This window comes from Delftia sp. S65, assembly GCF_016516495.1.
Lineage (GTDB): Bacteria > Pseudomonadota > Gammaproteobacteria > Burkholderiales > Burkholderiaceae_C > Comamonas > Comamonas acidovorans.
In genome coordinates this window covers 57,833-74,623 of the sequence record NZ_JACVUR010000033.1, presented here as the reverse complement: position 1 = coordinate 74,623, position 16,791 = coordinate 57,833, and the positions used below count along the sequence as shown (strand labels likewise).

General features: G+C 67.6%; 19 protein-coding genes. 7 read left to right on the top strand and 12 right to left on the bottom strand.

The genetic code is table 11. From position 1 onward, the window contains the following. Nucleotides 1-112: 112 nt before the first annotated feature. The 7 genes from mmsB to IAE24_RS22295 form a co-directional block, all read right to left on the bottom strand. Nucleotides 113-1,009 (bottom strand): 3-hydroxyisobutyrate dehydrogenase, encoded by an 897-nt coding sequence (gene mmsB / locus IAE24_RS22325; RefSeq protein ID WP_047219002.1) that lies wholly within the window; start codon nucleotides 1,007-1,009, stop codon nucleotides 113-115. 37 nt (nucleotides 1,010-1,046) lie between these two features. After that, on the bottom strand, nucleotides 1,047-1,526 hold the full coding sequence (locus tag IAE24_RS22320) for a DUF488 domain-containing protein (RefSeq protein ID WP_065345872.1): 480 nt from the start codon (nucleotides 1,524-1,526) through the stop codon (nucleotides 1,047-1,049). Nucleotides 1,527-1,548: 22 nt separating this feature from the next. Further along, nucleotides 1,549-2,013 carry a TfoX/Sxy family protein gene (locus IAE24_RS22315; RefSeq protein ID WP_199962524.1) on the bottom strand — a complete coding sequence of 155 codons (465 nt, stop codon included), beginning with the start codon at nucleotides 2,011-2,013 and terminating at the stop codon, nucleotides 1,549-1,551. A 23-nt stretch (nucleotides 2,014-2,036) separates the two neighbouring features. Beyond that, the gene (locus IAE24_RS22310) at nucleotides 2,037-3,203 is read right to left on the bottom strand and encodes an acyl-CoA dehydrogenase family protein (RefSeq protein WP_199962523.1); all 1,167 of its coding nucleotides are present in this window, start codon (nucleotides 3,201-3,203) and stop codon (nucleotides 2,037-2,039) included. An 89-nt stretch (nucleotides 3,204-3,292) separates the two neighbouring features. Then, nucleotides 3,293-3,694 carry a lysozyme inhibitor LprI family protein gene (locus tag IAE24_RS22305; protein WP_199962522.1) on the bottom strand — a complete coding sequence of 134 codons (402 nt, stop codon included), beginning with the start codon at nucleotides 3,692-3,694 and terminating at the stop codon, nucleotides 3,293-3,295. Nucleotides 3,695-3,755: 61 nt separating this feature from the next. After that, nucleotides 3,756-5,279, bottom strand: coding sequence for a CoA-acylating methylmalonate-semialdehyde dehydrogenase (locus tag IAE24_RS22300; protein WP_199962521.1), 1,524 nt, complete (start codon nucleotides 5,277-5,279; stop codon nucleotides 3,756-3,758). A 190-nt stretch (nucleotides 5,280-5,469) separates the two neighbouring features. After that, on the bottom strand, nucleotides 5,470-6,021 hold the full coding sequence (locus IAE24_RS22295) for a MarR family winged helix-turn-helix transcriptional regulator (RefSeq protein ID WP_224985896.1): 552 nt from the start codon (nucleotides 6,019-6,021) through the stop codon (nucleotides 5,470-5,472). A gap of 122 nt (nucleotides 6,022-6,143) precedes the next feature. On the opposite strand from IAE24_RS22295, the gene IAE24_RS22290 reads away from it, so the two are divergent. Together IAE24_RS22290 and IAE24_RS22285 are read left to right on the top strand one after the other, a co-directional pair. Next, nucleotides 6,144-7,124 carry a tripartite tricarboxylate transporter substrate binding protein gene (locus IAE24_RS22290; RefSeq protein ID WP_016446007.1) on the top strand — a complete coding sequence of 327 codons (981 nt, stop codon included), beginning with the start codon at nucleotides 6,144-6,146 and terminating at the stop codon, nucleotides 7,122-7,124. A 50-nt stretch (nucleotides 7,125-7,174) separates the two neighbouring features. Then, nucleotides 7,175-8,413 carry a flavin-dependent oxidoreductase gene (locus IAE24_RS22285; RefSeq protein WP_065345864.1) on the top strand — a complete coding sequence of 413 codons (1,239 nt, stop codon included), beginning with the start codon at nucleotides 7,175-7,177 and terminating at the stop codon, nucleotides 8,411-8,413. A gap of 14 nt (nucleotides 8,414-8,427) precedes the next feature. On the opposite strand, the gene IAE24_RS22280 is transcribed toward IAE24_RS22285, so the two are convergent. The 5 genes from IAE24_RS22280 to IAE24_RS22260 form a co-directional block, all read right to left on the bottom strand. Beyond that, the gene (locus IAE24_RS22280) at nucleotides 8,428-9,465 is read right to left on the bottom strand and encodes a Bug family tripartite tricarboxylate transporter substrate binding protein (RefSeq protein WP_199962519.1); all 1,038 of its coding nucleotides are present in this window, start codon (nucleotides 9,463-9,465) and stop codon (nucleotides 8,428-8,430) included. A 105-nt stretch (nucleotides 9,466-9,570) separates the two neighbouring features. Continuing rightward, complete coding sequence (maiA, locus tag IAE24_RS22275; protein WP_199962518.1) at nucleotides 9,571-10,212, bottom strand: maleylacetoacetate isomerase; 642 nt, start codon at nucleotides 10,210-10,212, stop codon at nucleotides 9,571-9,573. Nucleotides 10,213-10,231: 19 nt separating this feature from the next. Then, nucleotides 10,232-10,939 carry a fumarylacetoacetate hydrolase family protein gene (locus tag IAE24_RS22270; RefSeq protein WP_200016388.1) on the bottom strand — a complete coding sequence of 236 codons (708 nt, stop codon included), beginning with the start codon at nucleotides 10,937-10,939 and terminating at the stop codon, nucleotides 10,232-10,234. A gap of 38 nt (nucleotides 10,940-10,977) precedes the next feature. Continuing rightward, nucleotides 10,978-12,015 (bottom strand): cupin domain-containing protein, encoded by a 1,038-nt coding sequence (locus IAE24_RS22265; protein WP_199961671.1) that lies wholly within the window; start codon nucleotides 12,013-12,015, stop codon nucleotides 10,978-10,980. A gap of 16 nt (nucleotides 12,016-12,031) precedes the next feature. After that, the gene (locus tag IAE24_RS22260) at nucleotides 12,032-13,240 is read right to left on the bottom strand and encodes a 3-hydroxybenzoate 6-monooxygenase (RefSeq protein ID WP_199961672.1); all 1,209 of its coding nucleotides are present in this window, start codon (nucleotides 13,238-13,240) and stop codon (nucleotides 12,032-12,034) included. A 204-nt stretch (nucleotides 13,241-13,444) separates the two neighbouring features. On the opposite strand from IAE24_RS22260, the gene IAE24_RS22255 reads away from it, so the two are divergent. The 5 genes from IAE24_RS22255 to IAE24_RS22235 all read left to right on the top strand — a co-directional run bounded on the left by IAE24_RS22255 (nucleotide 13,445) and on the right by IAE24_RS22235 (nucleotide 16,714). Beyond that, entirely contained in the window at nucleotides 13,445-13,981 is a 537-nt protein-coding gene (locus IAE24_RS22255; protein ID WP_012205532.1) for a MarR family winged helix-turn-helix transcriptional regulator, read from the top strand. Nucleotides 13,982-13,995: 14 nt separating this feature from the next. Next, on the top strand, nucleotides 13,996-14,898 hold the full coding sequence (locus IAE24_RS22250; RefSeq protein ID WP_063326189.1) for a LysR family transcriptional regulator: 903 nt from the start codon (nucleotides 13,996-13,998) through the stop codon (nucleotides 14,896-14,898). Nucleotides 14,899-14,964: 66 nt separating this feature from the next. Beyond that, nucleotides 14,965-15,243 (top strand): type II toxin-antitoxin system RelE/ParE family toxin, encoded by a 279-nt coding sequence (locus tag IAE24_RS22245; RefSeq protein WP_013802475.1) that lies wholly within the window; start codon nucleotides 14,965-14,967, stop codon nucleotides 15,241-15,243. A 12-nt stretch (nucleotides 15,244-15,255) separates the two neighbouring features. Then, nucleotides 15,256-15,558 carry a HigA family addiction module antitoxin gene (locus IAE24_RS22240; RefSeq protein ID WP_043791964.1) on the top strand — a complete coding sequence of 101 codons (303 nt, stop codon included), beginning with the start codon at nucleotides 15,256-15,258 and terminating at the stop codon, nucleotides 15,556-15,558. Nucleotides 15,559-15,673: 115 nt separating this feature from the next. After that, nucleotides 15,674-16,714: a patatin-like phospholipase family protein gene (locus tag IAE24_RS22235; protein WP_199961673.1), complete on the top strand. Its 1,041-nt coding sequence runs from the start codon at nucleotides 15,674-15,676 to the stop codon at nucleotides 16,712-16,714. Nucleotides 16,715-16,791: the final 77 nt, after the last annotated feature.

Below are 16,791 nucleotides of genomic sequence, written 5' to 3'. Positions count from 1 at the left end.
AGTCCTGTCCTGCGGCAGGACTGCAACCCCGCAGGCGGCCCGACGCAGGCGCGGGCATACGGGATTGAGGGGTGCGGGTGCAGGGCATTGCCCGCTGGCCTGAGCCTGGCGGTCAGCCGTTCTTTTGCAGGGAGCGGATGACGCTGGAGAAGTCCAGGGCGCCGTTGCCGGCGATGGAGTGCATGGCGTACATGGCGCGGGCCATGCCGCCCAGCGGCGTGGAGGCCTTGACTGCCATGGCGTTTTCCTGGGCCAGGCCCAGGTCCTTGAGCATGAGGTCGGTGCCGAAGCCGCCTGCGTAGTTCTTGGAGGCGGGGGCGTTTTCGTGGACGCCGGGGAAGGGGTTGTATTTTTCCAGGGCCCAGTTGCCGCCCGAGCTGCGTCGCATGATTTCGCTGAGGACCTTGGGGTCCAGGCCGTTGGCCACGCCCAGGGCGATGGCTTCGCTGGTGCCGATCATGAGGATGCCCAGCAGCATGTTGTTGCAGATCTTGGCGGTCTGGCCCGCGCCCACGGCGCCGGCGTGGAAGATGTTGGCGCCCATTTTTTCGAGCAGGGGGCGGGCGCGCTCCAGGTCGGCGTCGCTGCCGCCGACCATGAAGGTGAGGGTGCCTGCAATGGCACCGCCCGTGCCGCCGGAGACGGGGGCGTCGATGAAGGCGATGCCTGCGGCCTGTGCGGCCTTGGCGACCTTTTGGCTGGTGGCGGCGGCGATGGTGGAGCTGTCGATGATGAGCGCACCCTTGGCAATGCGCTGCAGCAGGCCGGCCGCGCCGTCACGGCCGAGGAAGAGGCCTTCCACGTGCTGGCTGGCGGGCAGCATGGAGACCACGGCTTCGGCGCCCTGCACGGCGTCCTCGGCGCTGGCGGCAATGCTCACGCCCTCTGCAGCGACCTTGGCGCAGGCGTCTTTGGAGAGGTCGAAGGCCTTGACCGTGTGGCCTGCCTTGTGCAGGTTGATGGCCATGGGGCCGCCCATGTTGCCGAGTCCGATGAATGCGATCTGCATGTGCTTGTCTCCTGTGTTGTGAAGCTTGTGGTGTGTCTCAGTGGACCGTGTCGTCGGTGTACTTTTCGCCGGGGTTCATGTCGCCGGTGTCCTTGTCACCGTTCGCAATGTCGGCGCCGCGTTCCTTGAGCAGGGAGCGCAGGATGCCGCGGTGGCAGCGTGCCTCCTGCTCGCAGTAGCAGCCGATGGCAAAGGCGCTGTGCTGCGAGAGGGCGGCCAGCAGGTCCAGGGTGCGGCTGGCGGCGGGCTCGGCCATTTCCTTGCGGAACTTGCGCACGAATTGCTGCCAGAGCTTGTCTGCCTCGGCCTGCTGGCCGTGGTCCTGCAGGCGGTGCGATTCGAGCGCGGTGTGCATGGTGTCGGGCTGGGGCGAGAGTTCGGGGTACCAGACGTCGTAGTAGTCGCGGCTGGCGAATTCGGCCTTGGGCACGCCGCGCGGCGGGCGGCGCACGGTGCCTATGCGCAGGCCTTCATCGGCGTGGCGGGGGCTGCCTAGCTGGACGATGCGGATGGGCATGGGGCTCTCCTGCAAAGGGGGCTTATTCGTCGCCGAAGATGGGGTGCTTGCGTGTGCGGCGCCCGGCCGGGGCGGGCGGCGCTGGCGGTGTCTTTGCGTCGGCGGGCGCGGGTTCGCTGGTCTGGGGCTTGCGCTTTTTCGGCGGCGTGGCCTTGGCGTGGGGGTTGAAGGCCAGGGCCTGGGCAATCCAGTGCTGCCACTGCTGGCGCGTGGCGTAGGCGGCGGGGCCGATGAAGAAGTAGCCGTCCATCTGGCCCTTGGACGAGAGCGGGCGCAGGCCCGGCGTCTCGGCCACGGCGGCGTGCTGCGAGGGCGGCAGGCGCACCAGCAGTTCGTCGTCTTCCACGCCCAGGCACAGCTTGCCGTTGACCATGAAGACATGGCAGCCGAACATGCGCTTTTCCTGCACGTCGTCGCAGCCGGCCAGGGCTTCGCGCACGGCGTCTATGAGGTGCAGCGTGGTGTCGGAGAGCGGGCGGGCGGGCATGGCGCGGGCGGGATGTGGATGGATCAGCGGATCATGTCCGGCGCATCGCCTTCCAGCATGCGCCGCGCGATGATGACGCGCATGATTTCGTTCGTGCCTTCGAGGATCTGGTGCACGCGGGCATCGCGCATGAGGCGCTCCAGCGGGTATTCGCGGATGTAGCCGTAGCCGCCGTGCAGCTGCAGGGCTTCATTGCAGACCATGAAGCCGGCATCGGTGGCAAAGCGCTTGGCCATGGCGCAGTAGGTGGAGGCGTCGCGCGCGCCGGCATCGAGCTTGGAGGCGGCCAGGCGCACCATCTGGCGCGCGGCCACGAGTTCGGTGGCCATGTCGGCCAGCTTGAACTGCAGGGCCTGGAAGCTGGCAATGGGCTTGCCGAACTGCTTGCGCTCGTGCATGTACTGCTGGGCCTGGGTGAGTGCTCCCTGGGCGGCGCCCACGGAGCAGGTGGCGATGTTGATGCGCCCGCCGTCCAGGCCCTTCATGGCGATCTTGAAGCCTTCGCCCTCGCGGCCCAGCAGGTTCTGGGCAGGGATGCGCACGTTGTCGAAGCTGATGACGCGCGTGGGCTGGCTGTTCCAGCCCATTTTTTCTTCCTTCTTGCCGTAGCTGATGCCGGGCAGGTCGGCAGGCACGGCAAAGGCGGAGATGCCGCTGGCGCCCGAGCCTGCGTCGCCCGTTCTGGCCATCAGCACCAGCATGTCGGTGCTGCCCGCGCCGCTGATGAAGGCCTTGGCGCCGTTGATGATGTATTCATGGCTCGCCAGTTCGGCCCGGGTCTTGAGCGAGCCGGCGTCCGAGCCCGCGCCGGGCTCGGTCAGGCAGTAGCTGGCCAGCTTGCGGCCGCTGGTCAGGGCCTCGCCCCATTCGGCGCGCACGGCGTCGGTGGCCCAGGTGCCCAGCATCCAGGTGGCCATGTTGTGGATGGTGATGAAGGCGGTGGTGGAGGGATCGACGGCGGCCAGTTCCTCGAAGACCATGGTGGCGTCCAGGCGCGGCAGTTGCAGGCCGCCGGCGTTCTCGGGCGCGTACAGGCCGCAAAAGCCCAGTTCGCCCGCCTTGGCGATGGCCTCGCGCGGGAAGATGGATTCACGGTCCCAGTGCGCGGCATGGGGCGCGAGTTCGGCCTGGGCAAAGGCGCGGGCCGATTCGGCAAAGGCGCGCTGGTCGTCGTTGAGTTCGAAGTCCATGGCTGGCTTGTCTCCTGCGTTGGGCTCTGGGGCCCTTGTTGTTCTGGGGGCTGTCGGTGGCTGTGGGTGCCTGTCGGTGCGTGCGGCGGTCAGTGCTGCAGCCAGCGTTCCAGCGCCTGCATGCGCTCCTGTGTCGCGGCCGTGAGGCATTCGTGGTACAGGCGCGGGCCTTCGGGCTGGGTTTCGCTGTCGCGCGTGGCGGCCTTGCAGCGTGCCGTGCGGCCCTTGATCCAGCCGTTCTGGTCGTGGCGCAGGCCCGTGCGCTTGCCCTGGGGCAGTTGCTGCATGACGTCCAGGTAGCGGATGTTGAGCGCGGTGTCGGCCTCCTGGAAGGCCTGGACCGCGCAGGCATTGCGGCTGGCGGCGGCGGTGGAGGCCGGGTCGCAGGCTGCACCGGCCTGCGCGTGAAGGGTCAGGGGCAGGGCGGCCAGGGTGGTCAGCAAGGCGGCACCCAGGCCCCGGGAGAGGAAGGCGGTCATTGGAAAACGCATGCCGCCATCATCCCAGAGCCGGGGCCTGCCCCAGATCAATCCAGGCCCGCCCACCTGTGCATCAGCGCAGGCTGATGGTGGTGTTCACGCCCTGGCTGGTGGTGCTGTCGTCGAACCAGCGCGCCGTGACGGTCTTGGTCTGCGTATAGAACAGCACGACCTGCTTGCCGTAGGGGCCCAGGTCGCCCAGCTTGGAGGCGCGGCTGCCCGTGAAGGAGAACAGCGGAACCGGCACGGGAATCGGCACGTTGATGCCGACCTGGCCCACGTCGATGTCTTCCTGGAACTTGCGCGCCGCCGCGCCCGACTGCGTGAAGATGGCCGTGCCGTTGCCGTTGGGGTTGGCGTTGATGAACTCGATGGCCTCGTCCAGGCTGTCGGCAGCCGCCAGGCACAGCACGGGGCCGAAGATTTCCTGGTCATACACGCTCATGCCGGGCTTGACGCCGCTGAACACGGTGGGACCGACGAAGTTGCCCTTGTCGTAGCCGGCCACCTGAGGCTTGCGGCCGTCCAGCTCCAGCTTGGCGCCGTCGGCCAGGCCGCGTTCGATCAGGCTTTCCACACGCGACAGCGCCGCGCAGGACACCAGCGGGCCCACGTCGGTGCCGGGCTCGGTGCCGCCGCTGACCTTGAGGGTCTTGGACTTTTCCACCAGCTCGGGAATCCACTTCTGTGCATCGCCCACCAGCACGGCCACCGACAGCGCCATGCAGCGCTGGCCTGCCGCGCCGAAGGCTGCGCCCAGCAGGGCGTTGAGCGTTTGCTCCTTGTTGGCGTCGGGCATGACGATGGCGTGGTTCTTGGCGCCCATCATGCATTGCACGCGCTTGCCGGCCAGGCTGGCACGGTTGTAGACATGGGTGCCGACCTTGGTGGAGCCCACGAAGCTGATGGCCTTGATGTCGGGGTGGTCGCAGATGGCGTTGACCACGTCCTCGCCGCCGTGGACCACGTTCAGCACGCCGGGCGGAATGCCGGCTTCCAGCGCCAGTTCGCACAGGCGCATGGTGACCATGGGGTCCTGCTCGGAGGGCTTGAGCACGAAGGTGTTGCCCGTGGCGACGGCCATGGGGAACATCCACAGCGGAATCATGGCCGGGAAGTTGAAGGGGGTGATGCCCGCGCACACGCCCAGCGGCTGCAGCACGGAATAGGTGTCCACGCCGTTGGCCACGTTGTTGGCCAGCTCGCCCAGCTGCAGCGAGCCGATGTTGGCCGCATGCTCCACCACTTCCAGGCCGCGGAAGACATCGCCTTCCGCGTCAGGCAGGGTCTTGCCCTGTTCGGCGGTCAGCAGGGCGGCCAGCTCCTTCATGTTCTCGCGGATCAGCTGCTGCAGCTTCAGGAAGATGCGGGCGCGCTGGCCAATGGGCGTCTTGCGCCACGTCTTGAAGGCTTCCTTGGCGTTGGCGACGGCGGCGTTGACCTCGTCGGGCGTGGCAAAGGGCACGCGGGCCAGCACTTCCTGCGTGGCCGGGTTGACCACATCGCGCCATTGGGTGCTTTGGGATTCGACCAGCTTGCCGTTGATCAGCAGCTTGACCGTGGGCGCCAAAACCTTGGCGGACGTGGATGCATTCATGGCTTGTCTCCTGTTGCGGTGGTGTCAGCCCGGCATGCGTGCGCCGGGCGTTCATCGCATGGTAGCTGTGCGGTTTTTCGCAAGCAATGGAGATATGTGCAGTATTCATGTGCGTTTTTGCACAGGCTGGCGCAAAAAAGAGCATGGCCTGCGGCAGGCGCAGGCCATGATGGTTCAGGCGGTCAGCGGCTCAGTCCGTGCCGGTGGCCGGCAGGCGGGCATCGTCGGCAGGAGCAGCCACAGGAGCAGGGGACTGAACGGCGCGGGCGCCGGGCTTGCGCAGCGGCTCCAGCTTCACGCGGGCATTGGCGCCCAGGCCGGACTCCAGCTTGGCCAGCAGGCGCAGCAGCTCCTGCAGCTCGCCGTCTTCCAGCGGGGACACCAGGCGGTGGTAGGCCTGGTCCACCAGCGGCACGCTGGCAGCCAGGAGGGCGCGGCCCTTGTCGGTCAGCGTCAGTTCGTGCTGGCGGCGGTCACGCGTGCTCAGGGCGCGGTGCACGTATTCGCGCTCTTCCAGCCCGCGCACCAGGCGCAGCGTGGTCACCTTGTCAAAGCCCATGGCGCGGGCCAGGGAGCTTTGGTCGGAGCCGGGGGAGGCGTCGATCAGGACCAGGGCGCCGTACTGGGGCGGCGTCAGTCCCAGGGGGCGGCATTGCTCTTCAAAAATGCCGACCGAAATCTGGTGGGCGCGCCGCAGCAAAAAGCCAGGGCGCTGATATAGCGGCAGTGGTGCAGGCGTCATCGTGTCCATATGCGTCTAGTATTCTTGCAGAAGTGTCCAGTATTCATTCGATTTCCACCAATTGTGCCCATTTTGGTGCATGATTACCATGCGTTTGCATGCTAACTACAAAAGAGGTCTACATGCGAAATTTTGTTGGCAGACGGCAATTTTTGAAGACGAGCGGATTGGGAGTATTGGGTTTACCCGTAGCAGGTGCCATCGCCAGTACCGAGAGTGTGCCTCTGAAATTGATTGTGCCTTTCACTCCGGGGACTGGAATCGACACGATAGCGCGAACCATCGGACCTTTGCTGGCCAAGCGCCAGGGCCGGCCCGTGGTGGTGGAGAACAAGCCGGGCGCCTCTGGAAATATCGGCACCGAGGCCGTTGTGCGCTCGCCCGCCAATGGCCAGACGCTTTTGGTGACAGTGAATACCCTGGTGATGAATGCATCGCTGTATCCCAAATTGCCATTCAATCCGCTGACAGACCTCGAACCTGTGACGCTGACCAGTTGGGGGCAGTTGATTTTGGTGACGCCCACGGCCTCCGCCTATCAGACGGCGGCCGATCTGGTGAAGGCCGCCAAGGCCTCGCCGGGCCGCATCAATTACGCGTCGCCGGGAGTGGGCACTCCGCACCATATGGCGATGGAGCTTTTCAAGAGCACGGCCGGGGTGTCTATCACGCACATCCCGTATCGCGGAACAGGGCCGGCGCTGACGGACCTGCTTGGCGGCCAGGTGGAATGCATGTTCCTGCCCATTCATGTGGCCTTGACGCATGTGAAGGCCGGCAAGCTGCGCGCGCTGGGCATTGGCAGCCAGCGGCGCCACCCGCTGCTGCCCGATGTGCCCACGCTCAAGGAGGCCAAGGCGGGCGATGTGAACGTGGATATGTGGTACGGCGTGTTTGCGCCGGCCGGCATGCCGGCGGACCAGGTCGATGCCCTCAATCGCGAGATCCGTGCGATTTTGGCGTCGGAGGAAGTCCGGCATGCCTTTGCGCCCCAGGGCATGGATCCGGCCGGCAGCACGCCGGCCGAGTTCAAGGCCCTGGTGCAAAAGGACGCCCGGCGCTGGGCCGATCTGGTCAAGGCGCGGGGGATTACCGCCGAGTAGGCGGGACGGGCGCCAACAGCGCCCCTGGAGAAAGCATGGAGAGTCAGCGGATGAAAGTAGCGATCGTGGGGGGCGGCATCGGAGGCCTGTGCCTGGCATTGGCCCTGCATCAAAGAGGCATTGCCTGCGAAGTCTTCGAGGCCGTGCCCGAGGTCCGCGAGATCGGCGCGGGCATTACCCTGCTGCCGCATGCCATGCGCGAACTCAGCGACCTGGGCCTGCAGCCGCAGCTGGAGGCCCAGGCGATCGAGAACCTGGAAAGCGTGTTCTTCAACCGCTACGGCCAGTTCGTCTACCGCGAGCCGCGCGGCCGCCATGCGGGCTACGAGCTGCCGGAGCTGGGCATACACCGGGGCCGCCTGCACCGCGTTCTCTTCGAGGCCGCCGTGCAGCGCCTGGGCCCGGGTGCCGTGCACACGGGCCACCGCTGCGTGCGCGTGGACCAGTCGGCCCATGGCGCCACCGTGCATTTCGCGCCGGATGCACAGGGCCATGTGCCGCCGTCCGCCACGGCCGACATCGTCGTGGCCTGCGATGGCGTCAACTCCGCCGTGCGGCGCCAGTTCTATCCGCAGGAGGAGCTGGCCTTCGGCGGCATCAACACCTGGCGCGGCGTCTCGCGCTTCAAGCCCATCCTCACGGGCAAGAGCTACCTGCGTATCGGCTCGGTCGATACCGGCAAGATGGTGATCTATCCCATCGAGGACAACGTCGACGGCCAGGGCATGCAGCGCATCAACTGGGTGGCCGAGATCCGCGACCCGCAGATGCGCATGAACGACTGGAACCGCGCCGGCCGCATGGAGGATGTGCTGGAGATTTTTGGCGGCTGGAGCTTCGACTGGCTGGATGTGCCGGCCCTGATCCGCTCGGCCGAGACCATCTTCGAGTACCCCATGGTGGACAAGGACCCCGTGGACCAGTGGAGCTTCGGCCGCGTGACCCTGCTGGGCGATGCCGCCCACCCCATGTATCCGCGCGGCTCCAACGGCTCGGCCCAGGCCATGCGCGATGCGCGGGTGCTGGCCGACCTGCTGGCTGCCGATCCGCAGGGCGACCCGCTGGCGCTGCTGGCCGCCTATGAGGCCAGCCGCCTGCCCGCCACCAGCCAGGTGGTGCTGACCAACCGCTCCACGCCACCCGACTTCATCATCATGAAGGCCGACGAGCTCAGCGGCGGGCAGCCCTTCGGCCATATCGACGAGCTGATCAGCCAGGACGAGCTGCGTGCCATTGCTCGCCATTACGAGCAGGTGGCGGGGTTTGCGAATCCGCAGTCGCAGGGTTGAGGCAGGCGGCGGGCTCAATCCAGGCTGATGTTCGCCTTCTGGATCAGCAGCTTGTACTGGTCCGCCTTGGTCCTGGCGAATTTCTCCATTTCCGGCACTTCCCAGGTGATGGGCTGGAAGGCGAAGGTGGCGAATTTCTCGCGCACCTGCGGGTCCTGCAGCACGGCGACCACGTCGGCATGGATCCTGTCGCGCAGGGCGGCGTCCACGCCTTTGGGCGCCAGCAGGGAGACGAAGGAGTTCACGATGAGGTCGGCGGGGCCGCCCGACTCGGCCACGGTGGGCACGTCGGGCATCTGGGCGATGCGCTGGGGCGCGGCCACGGCCAGGTAGCGGATCTTTCCGGATTTGTAGATGCCCTGGCTGGAGGGAATGCTGGCAAAGCTCCAGGCCGGATCGCCATTGGCCACCGAGGTGTAGAGCTGGCTGACCTCGCGGTAGGGCACATGGGTCATCTTGCTGCCGGTCAGGAAGTCCAGCCATTCGCCGCCCAGGTGGCCGGGGCTTCCCACGCCCCAGGAGCCGTAGCTGACCTTGCCGGGCTCCGACTTGGCCGCCTTGATCAGGTCGCCCATGCTTTTCCAGGGCGAGTTCGTGGGCACGGCGACGAAGAAGGGCGTGAGGAACAGCGGCGCCACGGGGTCGAAGTGCTGCAGCGGATGGAAGTTGCGCTGCTTGTAGAGGTAGGGCAGGGCGGAGACATGTTCGCTGTCGAGCTGCAGCAGGGTGTAGCCGTCGGGCTTGGCGCGGCGTGCGGCTTCGATGGCGACAAAGCCGCCGCCGCCGGGGCGGTTGTCCACGGTCACGCCCTGCTTCCAGCGGGCGGCAAGCTTTTCTCCCACGATGCGCAGCACGGCGTCAGGGCCGCTGCCCACGGCAAAGGCCGTGATCACGGTGACGGGGCGCGTGGGAAAGCTGGCGGCGCTGCTGGAGCCTGCCTGTGCCCAGGCGCAATGCAGCGGGGCGATGGAGGCCAGCAACAGGGCGGCGCCTGCAAGGGCCTTGCGGCGGGAGGGGGCGGCGCCGAGGCGGTTGGATGGGGATGCTTTCACAGTCTGTCTCCTGTTGGATCTGCTTTTTTCACTGCTTGCAATGCCCCGGTCCTTCTGGCGAGGACTCGGGGCGGGGTAGGGCTGCCGGCGAAGGTGCGGCGGGGTTCAGCCGGCGTCAGGCTGGGCCAGGGGCGCAGCCTGTGCAAAGGCTGGCAGGGCCGCGCAGGCCCTGTCCACAGCGCTGATCAGCGGCCAGCGGTCCAGGTCCACGCCAAAGCGGCGTGCGCTTTCGACCTGGGGCACCAGGTAGACATCGGCCAGCGTGGGTGCGTGGCCGAAGCAGAAGTCGCCGCGCCGCGTGTCGCGGGCCAGCAGGGCCTCGATGGCATCGAAGCCGTCGGCAATCCAGGTGGCGCACCAGGCGTTGATGGCGGCCTCGTCCGCACCGAACTGGCGGCGCAGGGTCTGCAGGATGCGGCGGTTGTTGATGGGATGCACGTCGCAGCCCACGATGGCGGCCAGCGCGCGCACCTGGGCGCGTTCCTCAGGGTCGGCGGGAAGCAGCGGCGGCTCGGGGTGGCGCTCCTCCAGCCATTCGATGATGGCCGGCGACTGGATCAGCGTGCGGCCATCGTCCAGCGTCAGCGCCGGCACCAGGCCCTGCGGGTTGACCTGCTTGAACGGCGCCTGGGCCTGCTCGTCCACGCGCAGGTCCACGGGGAAATAGTCAGGGCGCACGCCTTTGAGGTTGAGCGCGATGCGCAGGCGGTGCGAGGTGCCGCTGCGGAAAAAGCTGTAGAGCTTCATGGTGATGGTCTCCCCGGTCTTATTCAGGCTGGCCCACGGTGAGCGCGATCTCGCCCACGCCCTGCACATGGCCGGTGATGCGGTCGCCCGGCAGCACGGCGCCCACGCCTTCGGGCGTGCCCGTGTAGATCAGGTCGCCGGGCTGCAGGTGATAGAACAGCGAGAGGTCGGCAATGATTTCGCGGATGTTCCAGATCAGCTTGTCCACGTCGGACTGCTGCCTGGTCTCGCCATTGACGGCCAGCGCAATGGCGCCGGATTCGATCACCTGGCCCGGCATGGGCACGATCTCGCTGGCCACCGAGGACTGCTCCACATCCTTGCCCAGGTCCCAGGGCCGGCCCTTGTCGCGCGCCACCAGCTGCAGGTCGCGGCGCGTCATGTCCAGGCCGCAGGCGTAGCCGTAGATGTGTTCATGCGCCTGGTCCGCCGCAATGCGAAAGCCCGCCTTGCCGATGGCCACCACCAGTTCCATCTCGAAGTGGTAGTCGTTCGTCTCGGGTGGGTAGGCCACGGTGGCACCCGATTCGGTCAGGGTGGAGGGGGCCTTGGTGAAGTAGAAGGGGCGCTCCACGCTCTTGTCCACCGGGCGGCCCATCTCGACGGCATGGGCGTGGTAGTTGCGGCCCACGAAGAACAGGCGGTTCACAGGCAGGCGCTGCGTGCTGCCGCGCACGGGCAGGGATTGGACGGGGGGCGGGGTCCAGAGGTATTGGGGGGCGGTCATGGTATTGGCGATGGGGGAGTAAAGAGACATCGGAGGATTCAAGGCCGGACTTCGTAGAGGCCCAGCTTTCGGTGCAAAGGAGCCTCGTCGGCCAGGAAGAGGAAGGCGGGCTCGCTGGCGCTGGCATTGGCCAGCGTGGCGGGCGCCCAGCCGGGCACGCAGCAGGTGTCGGCCGGGGCCAGGTCGAAATGGCGGTCCACGGCGGCCACGCTGGCGCCGCCCTCGATGACATGGAACACGCAGGCCGGCGAGCGCGCGGGCAGCTGCAGCGTCTGGCCCGGGCGCAGCATCAGTGCGTAGAAGCCCAGGATGTTTTCGCAGTCGGCCCCGGTTTCGGGGTTGGTGTAGGCCAGCTGCACGCAGTCCAGGTCCGGCCGGTCGGCGGCCAGCTCCAGCAGCGCGGCGCGGGCATCCCTCCACGGGTAGCGCAGCATGGGGTAGGCCTTGGCGCTGCGGGCGAACACCTGCGTGGGTGCCAGGCCGCCGCGCGCATACGCCCGGTCGCCACGGCCGGGCAGGGCGGGCTGGCGCGGGCCGTCCACGTGGTAGGTGACTTCCAGGTAGTAGGCCAGGGGCAGGTCCAGCACATCGAGCCAGACCACGGGCTCGTCGCCGTCGTGGCCATGCTCGTGCCACAGCCCCGTGGGCGTGAGGATCAGGTCGCCGCGCTCCATGGGGCATTTCTCGCCATCGACCAGGCTCCATGCGCCCTGGCCTTCCACCACCATGCGCACGGCATTGGGCGTGTGGCGGTGCGAGGGCGCCCACTCGCCGGGCAGCAGCAGCTGCATGCCCAGGTAGATGGAGGAGCTGGCCTGCATCTTCTCCAGCCCATGGCCGGGGTTGGCCAGCACCAGCACGCGGCGCTCGGCCTTTTCGATGGGCGTCAGCTCGCCGGCCTGCATCAGCAGCGGGCGGATGGCCTGGTAGGGCCAGGCAATGGGCTGGGTGCGCGGGCGCGGCGTGTGCGGCGGCATCACGTTGCGCAGGCTGGGCCACAGCGGCACCAGGTTGTTGCGCGTGAGTTCGTCGCGGTAGTCCTGGGGCAGGTCTTCCAGGCGGCCAAGTTCTTGCATGGCGGTCTCCTTGTGTTCAGTCTTCGGCGAGGCAGGTTTCGGCCTTCCAGCCGTACAGCCATTCCATGGCGTCGTAGAAACGCTGGGGCGTGCGGCCCTTCCAGAGGTCGTTGCGCACCAGACGCTCCACGCCGCTGGCGTGGAAGATGCGGCCCATCTCGCGCGCGGACAGCACCACGCGCGCCGTGCGGGCGATGCGCGAGCGCTCGTACAGCCGCAGCGCCTGCGGCCAGTCGTTGCCGCAGCGCTTGAGCGCCTGGCCCAGCGTCACCGCGTCTTCCAGCGCCATGCAGGCGCCCTGGGCGATGTACTGCAGGGTAGGGTGGGCCGCATCGCCCAGCAGCGTGGCGCGGCCGAAGCTCCACTGGCCAATGGGCTCGCGGTCGGCCGTGGCCCAGCGCTTCCAGCTTTTGGGCAGGTCTATGAGCTGGCGCGCGCGCGGGCAGCAGTCGCTGTAGTAGCTTTGCACCTCTTGGCGGCTGCCCTCGCGCACGCCCCATTCCTCCCGCTCGCGGCTGTGGAAGGTGACGACCACGTTGTACTGCTCGCCGCCGCGCAGTGGGTAGTGCACCAGGTGGTAGTTGGGGCCGACCCAGATGCTGGCCGCGTTCCAGCGCAGGTCCTCGGGGAAGTCGGTCTTCTCCACCACGGCGCGGTACACCACGTGGCCGGAGACACGCGCCGCATCGCCCACGTACTGCTGGCGCACCACGGACTTCACCCCATCGGCGCCGATCAGGGCCTGGCCCACATGGACCTGACCGTGCTGGTCGCGCACGGTGACGGTGTCGCCCTCCTGCTGCACGGCTTCGATGCGGGTGCCTGTCAGCGTCTCGATTTGACCGTGGGTGCGCGCGCCTTCGAGCAGCGAGGTGTGGATGTCGGCGCGGTGGATCACCGCATACGGGTTGCCGAAGCGGGCGCGAAACGCCTCGCCCGTGGGAATGCGGCCGACCAGCCGCTCATCGAGCGCGTCGTGCATCACCATCTCGTCGGTATAGACCGCGCGGCCACGGGCCAGCTCGCCAATGCCCAGCGCGTCGAAGGCCGCGAATGCGTTGGGCCCCAGCTGTATGCCGGCGCCGATCTCGCCCAGCTGCGGCGCCTGCTCCAGCACCTTGACGGCAAATCCCTGGCGCGCCAGGGCCAGAGCGGCCGCCACGCCGCCAATGCCGCCGCCTGCCACAAGAACGGGCAGCGCCCGGGAAGAAATGCTGGTGCTCATGGATGTCCTGTGCTTCGTGGTGCGTGTCGCCAGCCTGCGGGTCAGCTGCGTCGCGAATAATTAAACAGTATGCTGACGATGAGTGTAGTGTTGATTTGCATCAGGCCAGCCTGGGGTTTCCCTGGATGCAGGCAAAACGACGGCGGACAGCGTGTCCGGGTGAATCACCTGTCTGCCAGCCAAGGCCAACGGAGGGCGCGGTTCATGCGAACATCTGCGCTTGCCCGCAGGGACCCGGAAAAGAGCGCAATGGCCATGGACTACCAACCCGCAGAACTAGAAAACTACCCCGGCTACCACATCCGCCGCCTGCAGCAGATCGCGGTGGCCGTCTTCATGGAGGAGACCCAGGAATTCGGCGTGACCCCCGTGCAGTACGCGGCGCTGTCGGCCGTGCTGCGCCAGCCCGGCGTGGACCAGCGCACGCTGGCGCGGATGATCGGCTTCGATACCTCGACCATTGGCAGCGTCATCGACCGGCTGGAGGCGCGCGGCCTCATGGTGCGCAACACCAGCCCGGCCGACCGGCGCGTGCGCCTGCTGTCGGTCACCGCAGAAGGCGCTGCGCTGCTGGCCGCTGCCGAGCCCTCGGTGCTGCGGGCCCAGCAGCGCATGCTGGAGCCGCTGCCGCAGGAGCAGCGGGGCCTGTTCATGGACATGATGGCCGTCCTGGTGCGGCAAAACGACGAGCTGGCGCGTGCGCCCAGCACGCTGGCCGCGCGCCGCGCCGCAGCCGACTGAGGCGGCCTCGACCCATGGATTGGGACCACCTGAGATTCTTTGGCGAGCTGGCGCGCAGCGGCAGCATGGCTGCCGCCGCGCGGCAACTGGGCGTGGAGCACACCACGGTGTCGCGCCGCATCCAGGCCCTGGAAAAGCAGCTGGGGGCCGTGCTCTTCGAACGCGAAGCGGGCCAATGGCGGCCCACGGAGGCCGGCCGACAGCTGCTGGGCGTGGCAGACGCCATGCAGCGCGCCGCCGCCGGGCTGGAGCGCATGCCGCTGGCGGCCGAATCCGCCAGCCAGGGCCCGTCCGGCCTGGTGCGCGTGGGCGCCACCGAGGGCTTCGGCACCCAGCTGCTGGCCCCGCAGCTGGCCGCGCTGACGCAGCGCCATCCGCTGCTGAGCATCGACCTGCTGGCCCTGCCGCGCCTGCTGCATCTGTCGCGGCGCGAGGCTGACATCGTCATCTCGCTGGAGCGCCCCACGCGCGGCTCGGCCGTGGTCACCAAGCTCACCGACTACCGGCTCTTCCTCTACGGCCAGCGCGAATACCTTGCGCGCCGCCCGCTGGTGGCGCGCACCGAGGACCTGCGCCACCACAGCTTCATCCACTACGTGGACGACCTGCTGTTCACGCGCGAGCTGCAGCTGCTGTCCACCCTGTTCCAGCCCGAGCGCTTTGCCTTTCGCAGCACCAGCATCACCGCCCAGTACGAGGCCGTGCGCGCCGGCGCCGGCCTGGCCGTGCTGCCCGCCTTCATCGCCGACCGCGACCCCGTGCTCAGCCGCGTGCTGCCCGCCGAGGCCTGCTTCACCCGCACCTTCTGGATGAGCATGCCCTCGGATGCCCGGCAGGTTCAGCGCATCGAGGCGGTCTGGGGGTTTTTGCGGGAGGCTGTGCAGGGGATGCGGGAGTTGCTCAGTCCCCGGAGTTGATGCAAGAGGGCCTAGCTGCAGGCGGGGTAAGCATCAGCTAATAACGGGAGTCGTTATTATTGATCCATGATCCTCGATTTCAGATGTGCAGACACCCAGGCATTGATGCTTGGCAAGCGCGTTGCGCGGTTCGCCAACCTGGAGGCCGCTGCCATGCGCAAGCTGGTGCAGCTGAACGCAGCGACCTCCCTGGAGTTCCTGCGCATTCCGCCAGGCAACAGACTGGAGGCCCTTCAAGGAAGCCGCAGGGGCCAGTACAGCATTCGGATCAATGAGCAATGGCGCCTTTGCTTCGTCTGGGCAGATGGCCATGCCAGCCAGGTCGAGATCGTGGATTACCACTGAAAGGACTACAACATGACCCGCGAAGTCAAATGGCCGCACCCAGGAGAAATCCTGATGCAGGAGTGGCTCGAACCCATGGGCCTGAGCCAGTACGCGTTGGCAAAGGCCATCGATGTTCCGCCCCGGCGCATCAACGAGATCGTGAAGGGTATGCGCGGCATCACGGCGGATACGGCGCTGCGCCTTGCGGTCTTCTTTGGCACGGACGCGCAAAGCTGGCTCAACCTGCAGTCCGACTACGACCTTGCCGAAGCCCGCGATGCCATGGCGGACGTGCTGGCGCGAATCCAGCGGTTTGAGCCCACGCATCCCTGAGCGACCCCAGGGCGCCCTTTGCCGTCCGCAGCATGATGCGTCGCCGGTGGTGGTTTGCCCCTGCCGCTATACTGCCCGCCCCGAATCTCGTCATCCGACAGCAGGATCTTCCGGCATGCGCCTCCAAGCCCTTTTGCGTCCACTGGTGTACCTGAGCCTGGCGGGGCTGGCCGCTTGCGGCAGCAACCCGCCCAGCCCCTCGGCGGCCACGCCCGAGTCCACGCCCACCGCGCCGGGCACACCCGTGGCGCCCATCAGGATCGGTCTGGCCCTGGGCGGCGGGGCCGTGAAGGGCTTTGCCCATATCGGCGTCATCAAGATGCTGGAAGCGAATGGCCTTGCGCCTGCGGTGGTGTCCGGCACCAGCGCGGGCAGCGTGGTGGGGGCGCTGTATGCGGGCGGCATGAACGCCTTCGAGCTGCAGGAAAAGGCCGTGGCGCTGGATGAGACCAGGATCCGCGACCTGCAGCTGTCCTCGGGCGGCCTGCTGGTGGGCCAGAAGCTGGAAGACTATGTGAACGAGCAGGTGGGCCGCAAGCCGCTGGAGCAACTGGCCAAGCCCTTCGTGGCGGTGTCCACGCGGCTGGAAGACGGCGAGCGCACCGTGTTCGCGCGCGGCAATACGGGGCAGGCGGTGCGTGCCTCCAGCAGCATTCCGGGTGTGTTCCAGCCCGTGGCCATCGGCAAGTTCCACTTCGTCGATGGCGGCATCACCAGCCCCGTGCCCGTGGACGCCGCGCGCCAGCTGGGCGCCGACCTGGTGATCGCCGTGGACATCTCCAACAAGGCCCGCGGCAAGGCGCCCGAGAACATGCTGGGCGCCCTGGGCCAGTCCATTGCCATCATGGGCCAGAAGCTGGGCCAGGCCGAGCTGGCCCGCGCCGATATCACCATCCGCCCCAAGGTGCTGGACATCGGCCCGGCCGACTTCACCCAGCGCGCCAGCGCCATTCTTGAAGGCGAAAAGGCCGCCGTGGCCGCCATGCCCCAGATCCGCGAGCGCATTGCCCAGCTGCAGGCCGAGCGCGCCAAGGCCGCGAAGCTGGCGCAGCAAAAGGCGGCCGAAGCCCAGCACCAGGCCTGCCTGGAGCAGCGCTCGCGCATGCAGAAGCTGGCGGAGATGGCTGGGATGGACGGCGCCTGCGCCAGTCCTTGACGGGGTTCAAGGCAGTGCGGAGCATGCCGGTGTCATGACGAATGAAAAGAATGGGCTTCGACTGATGAAGCCATGCA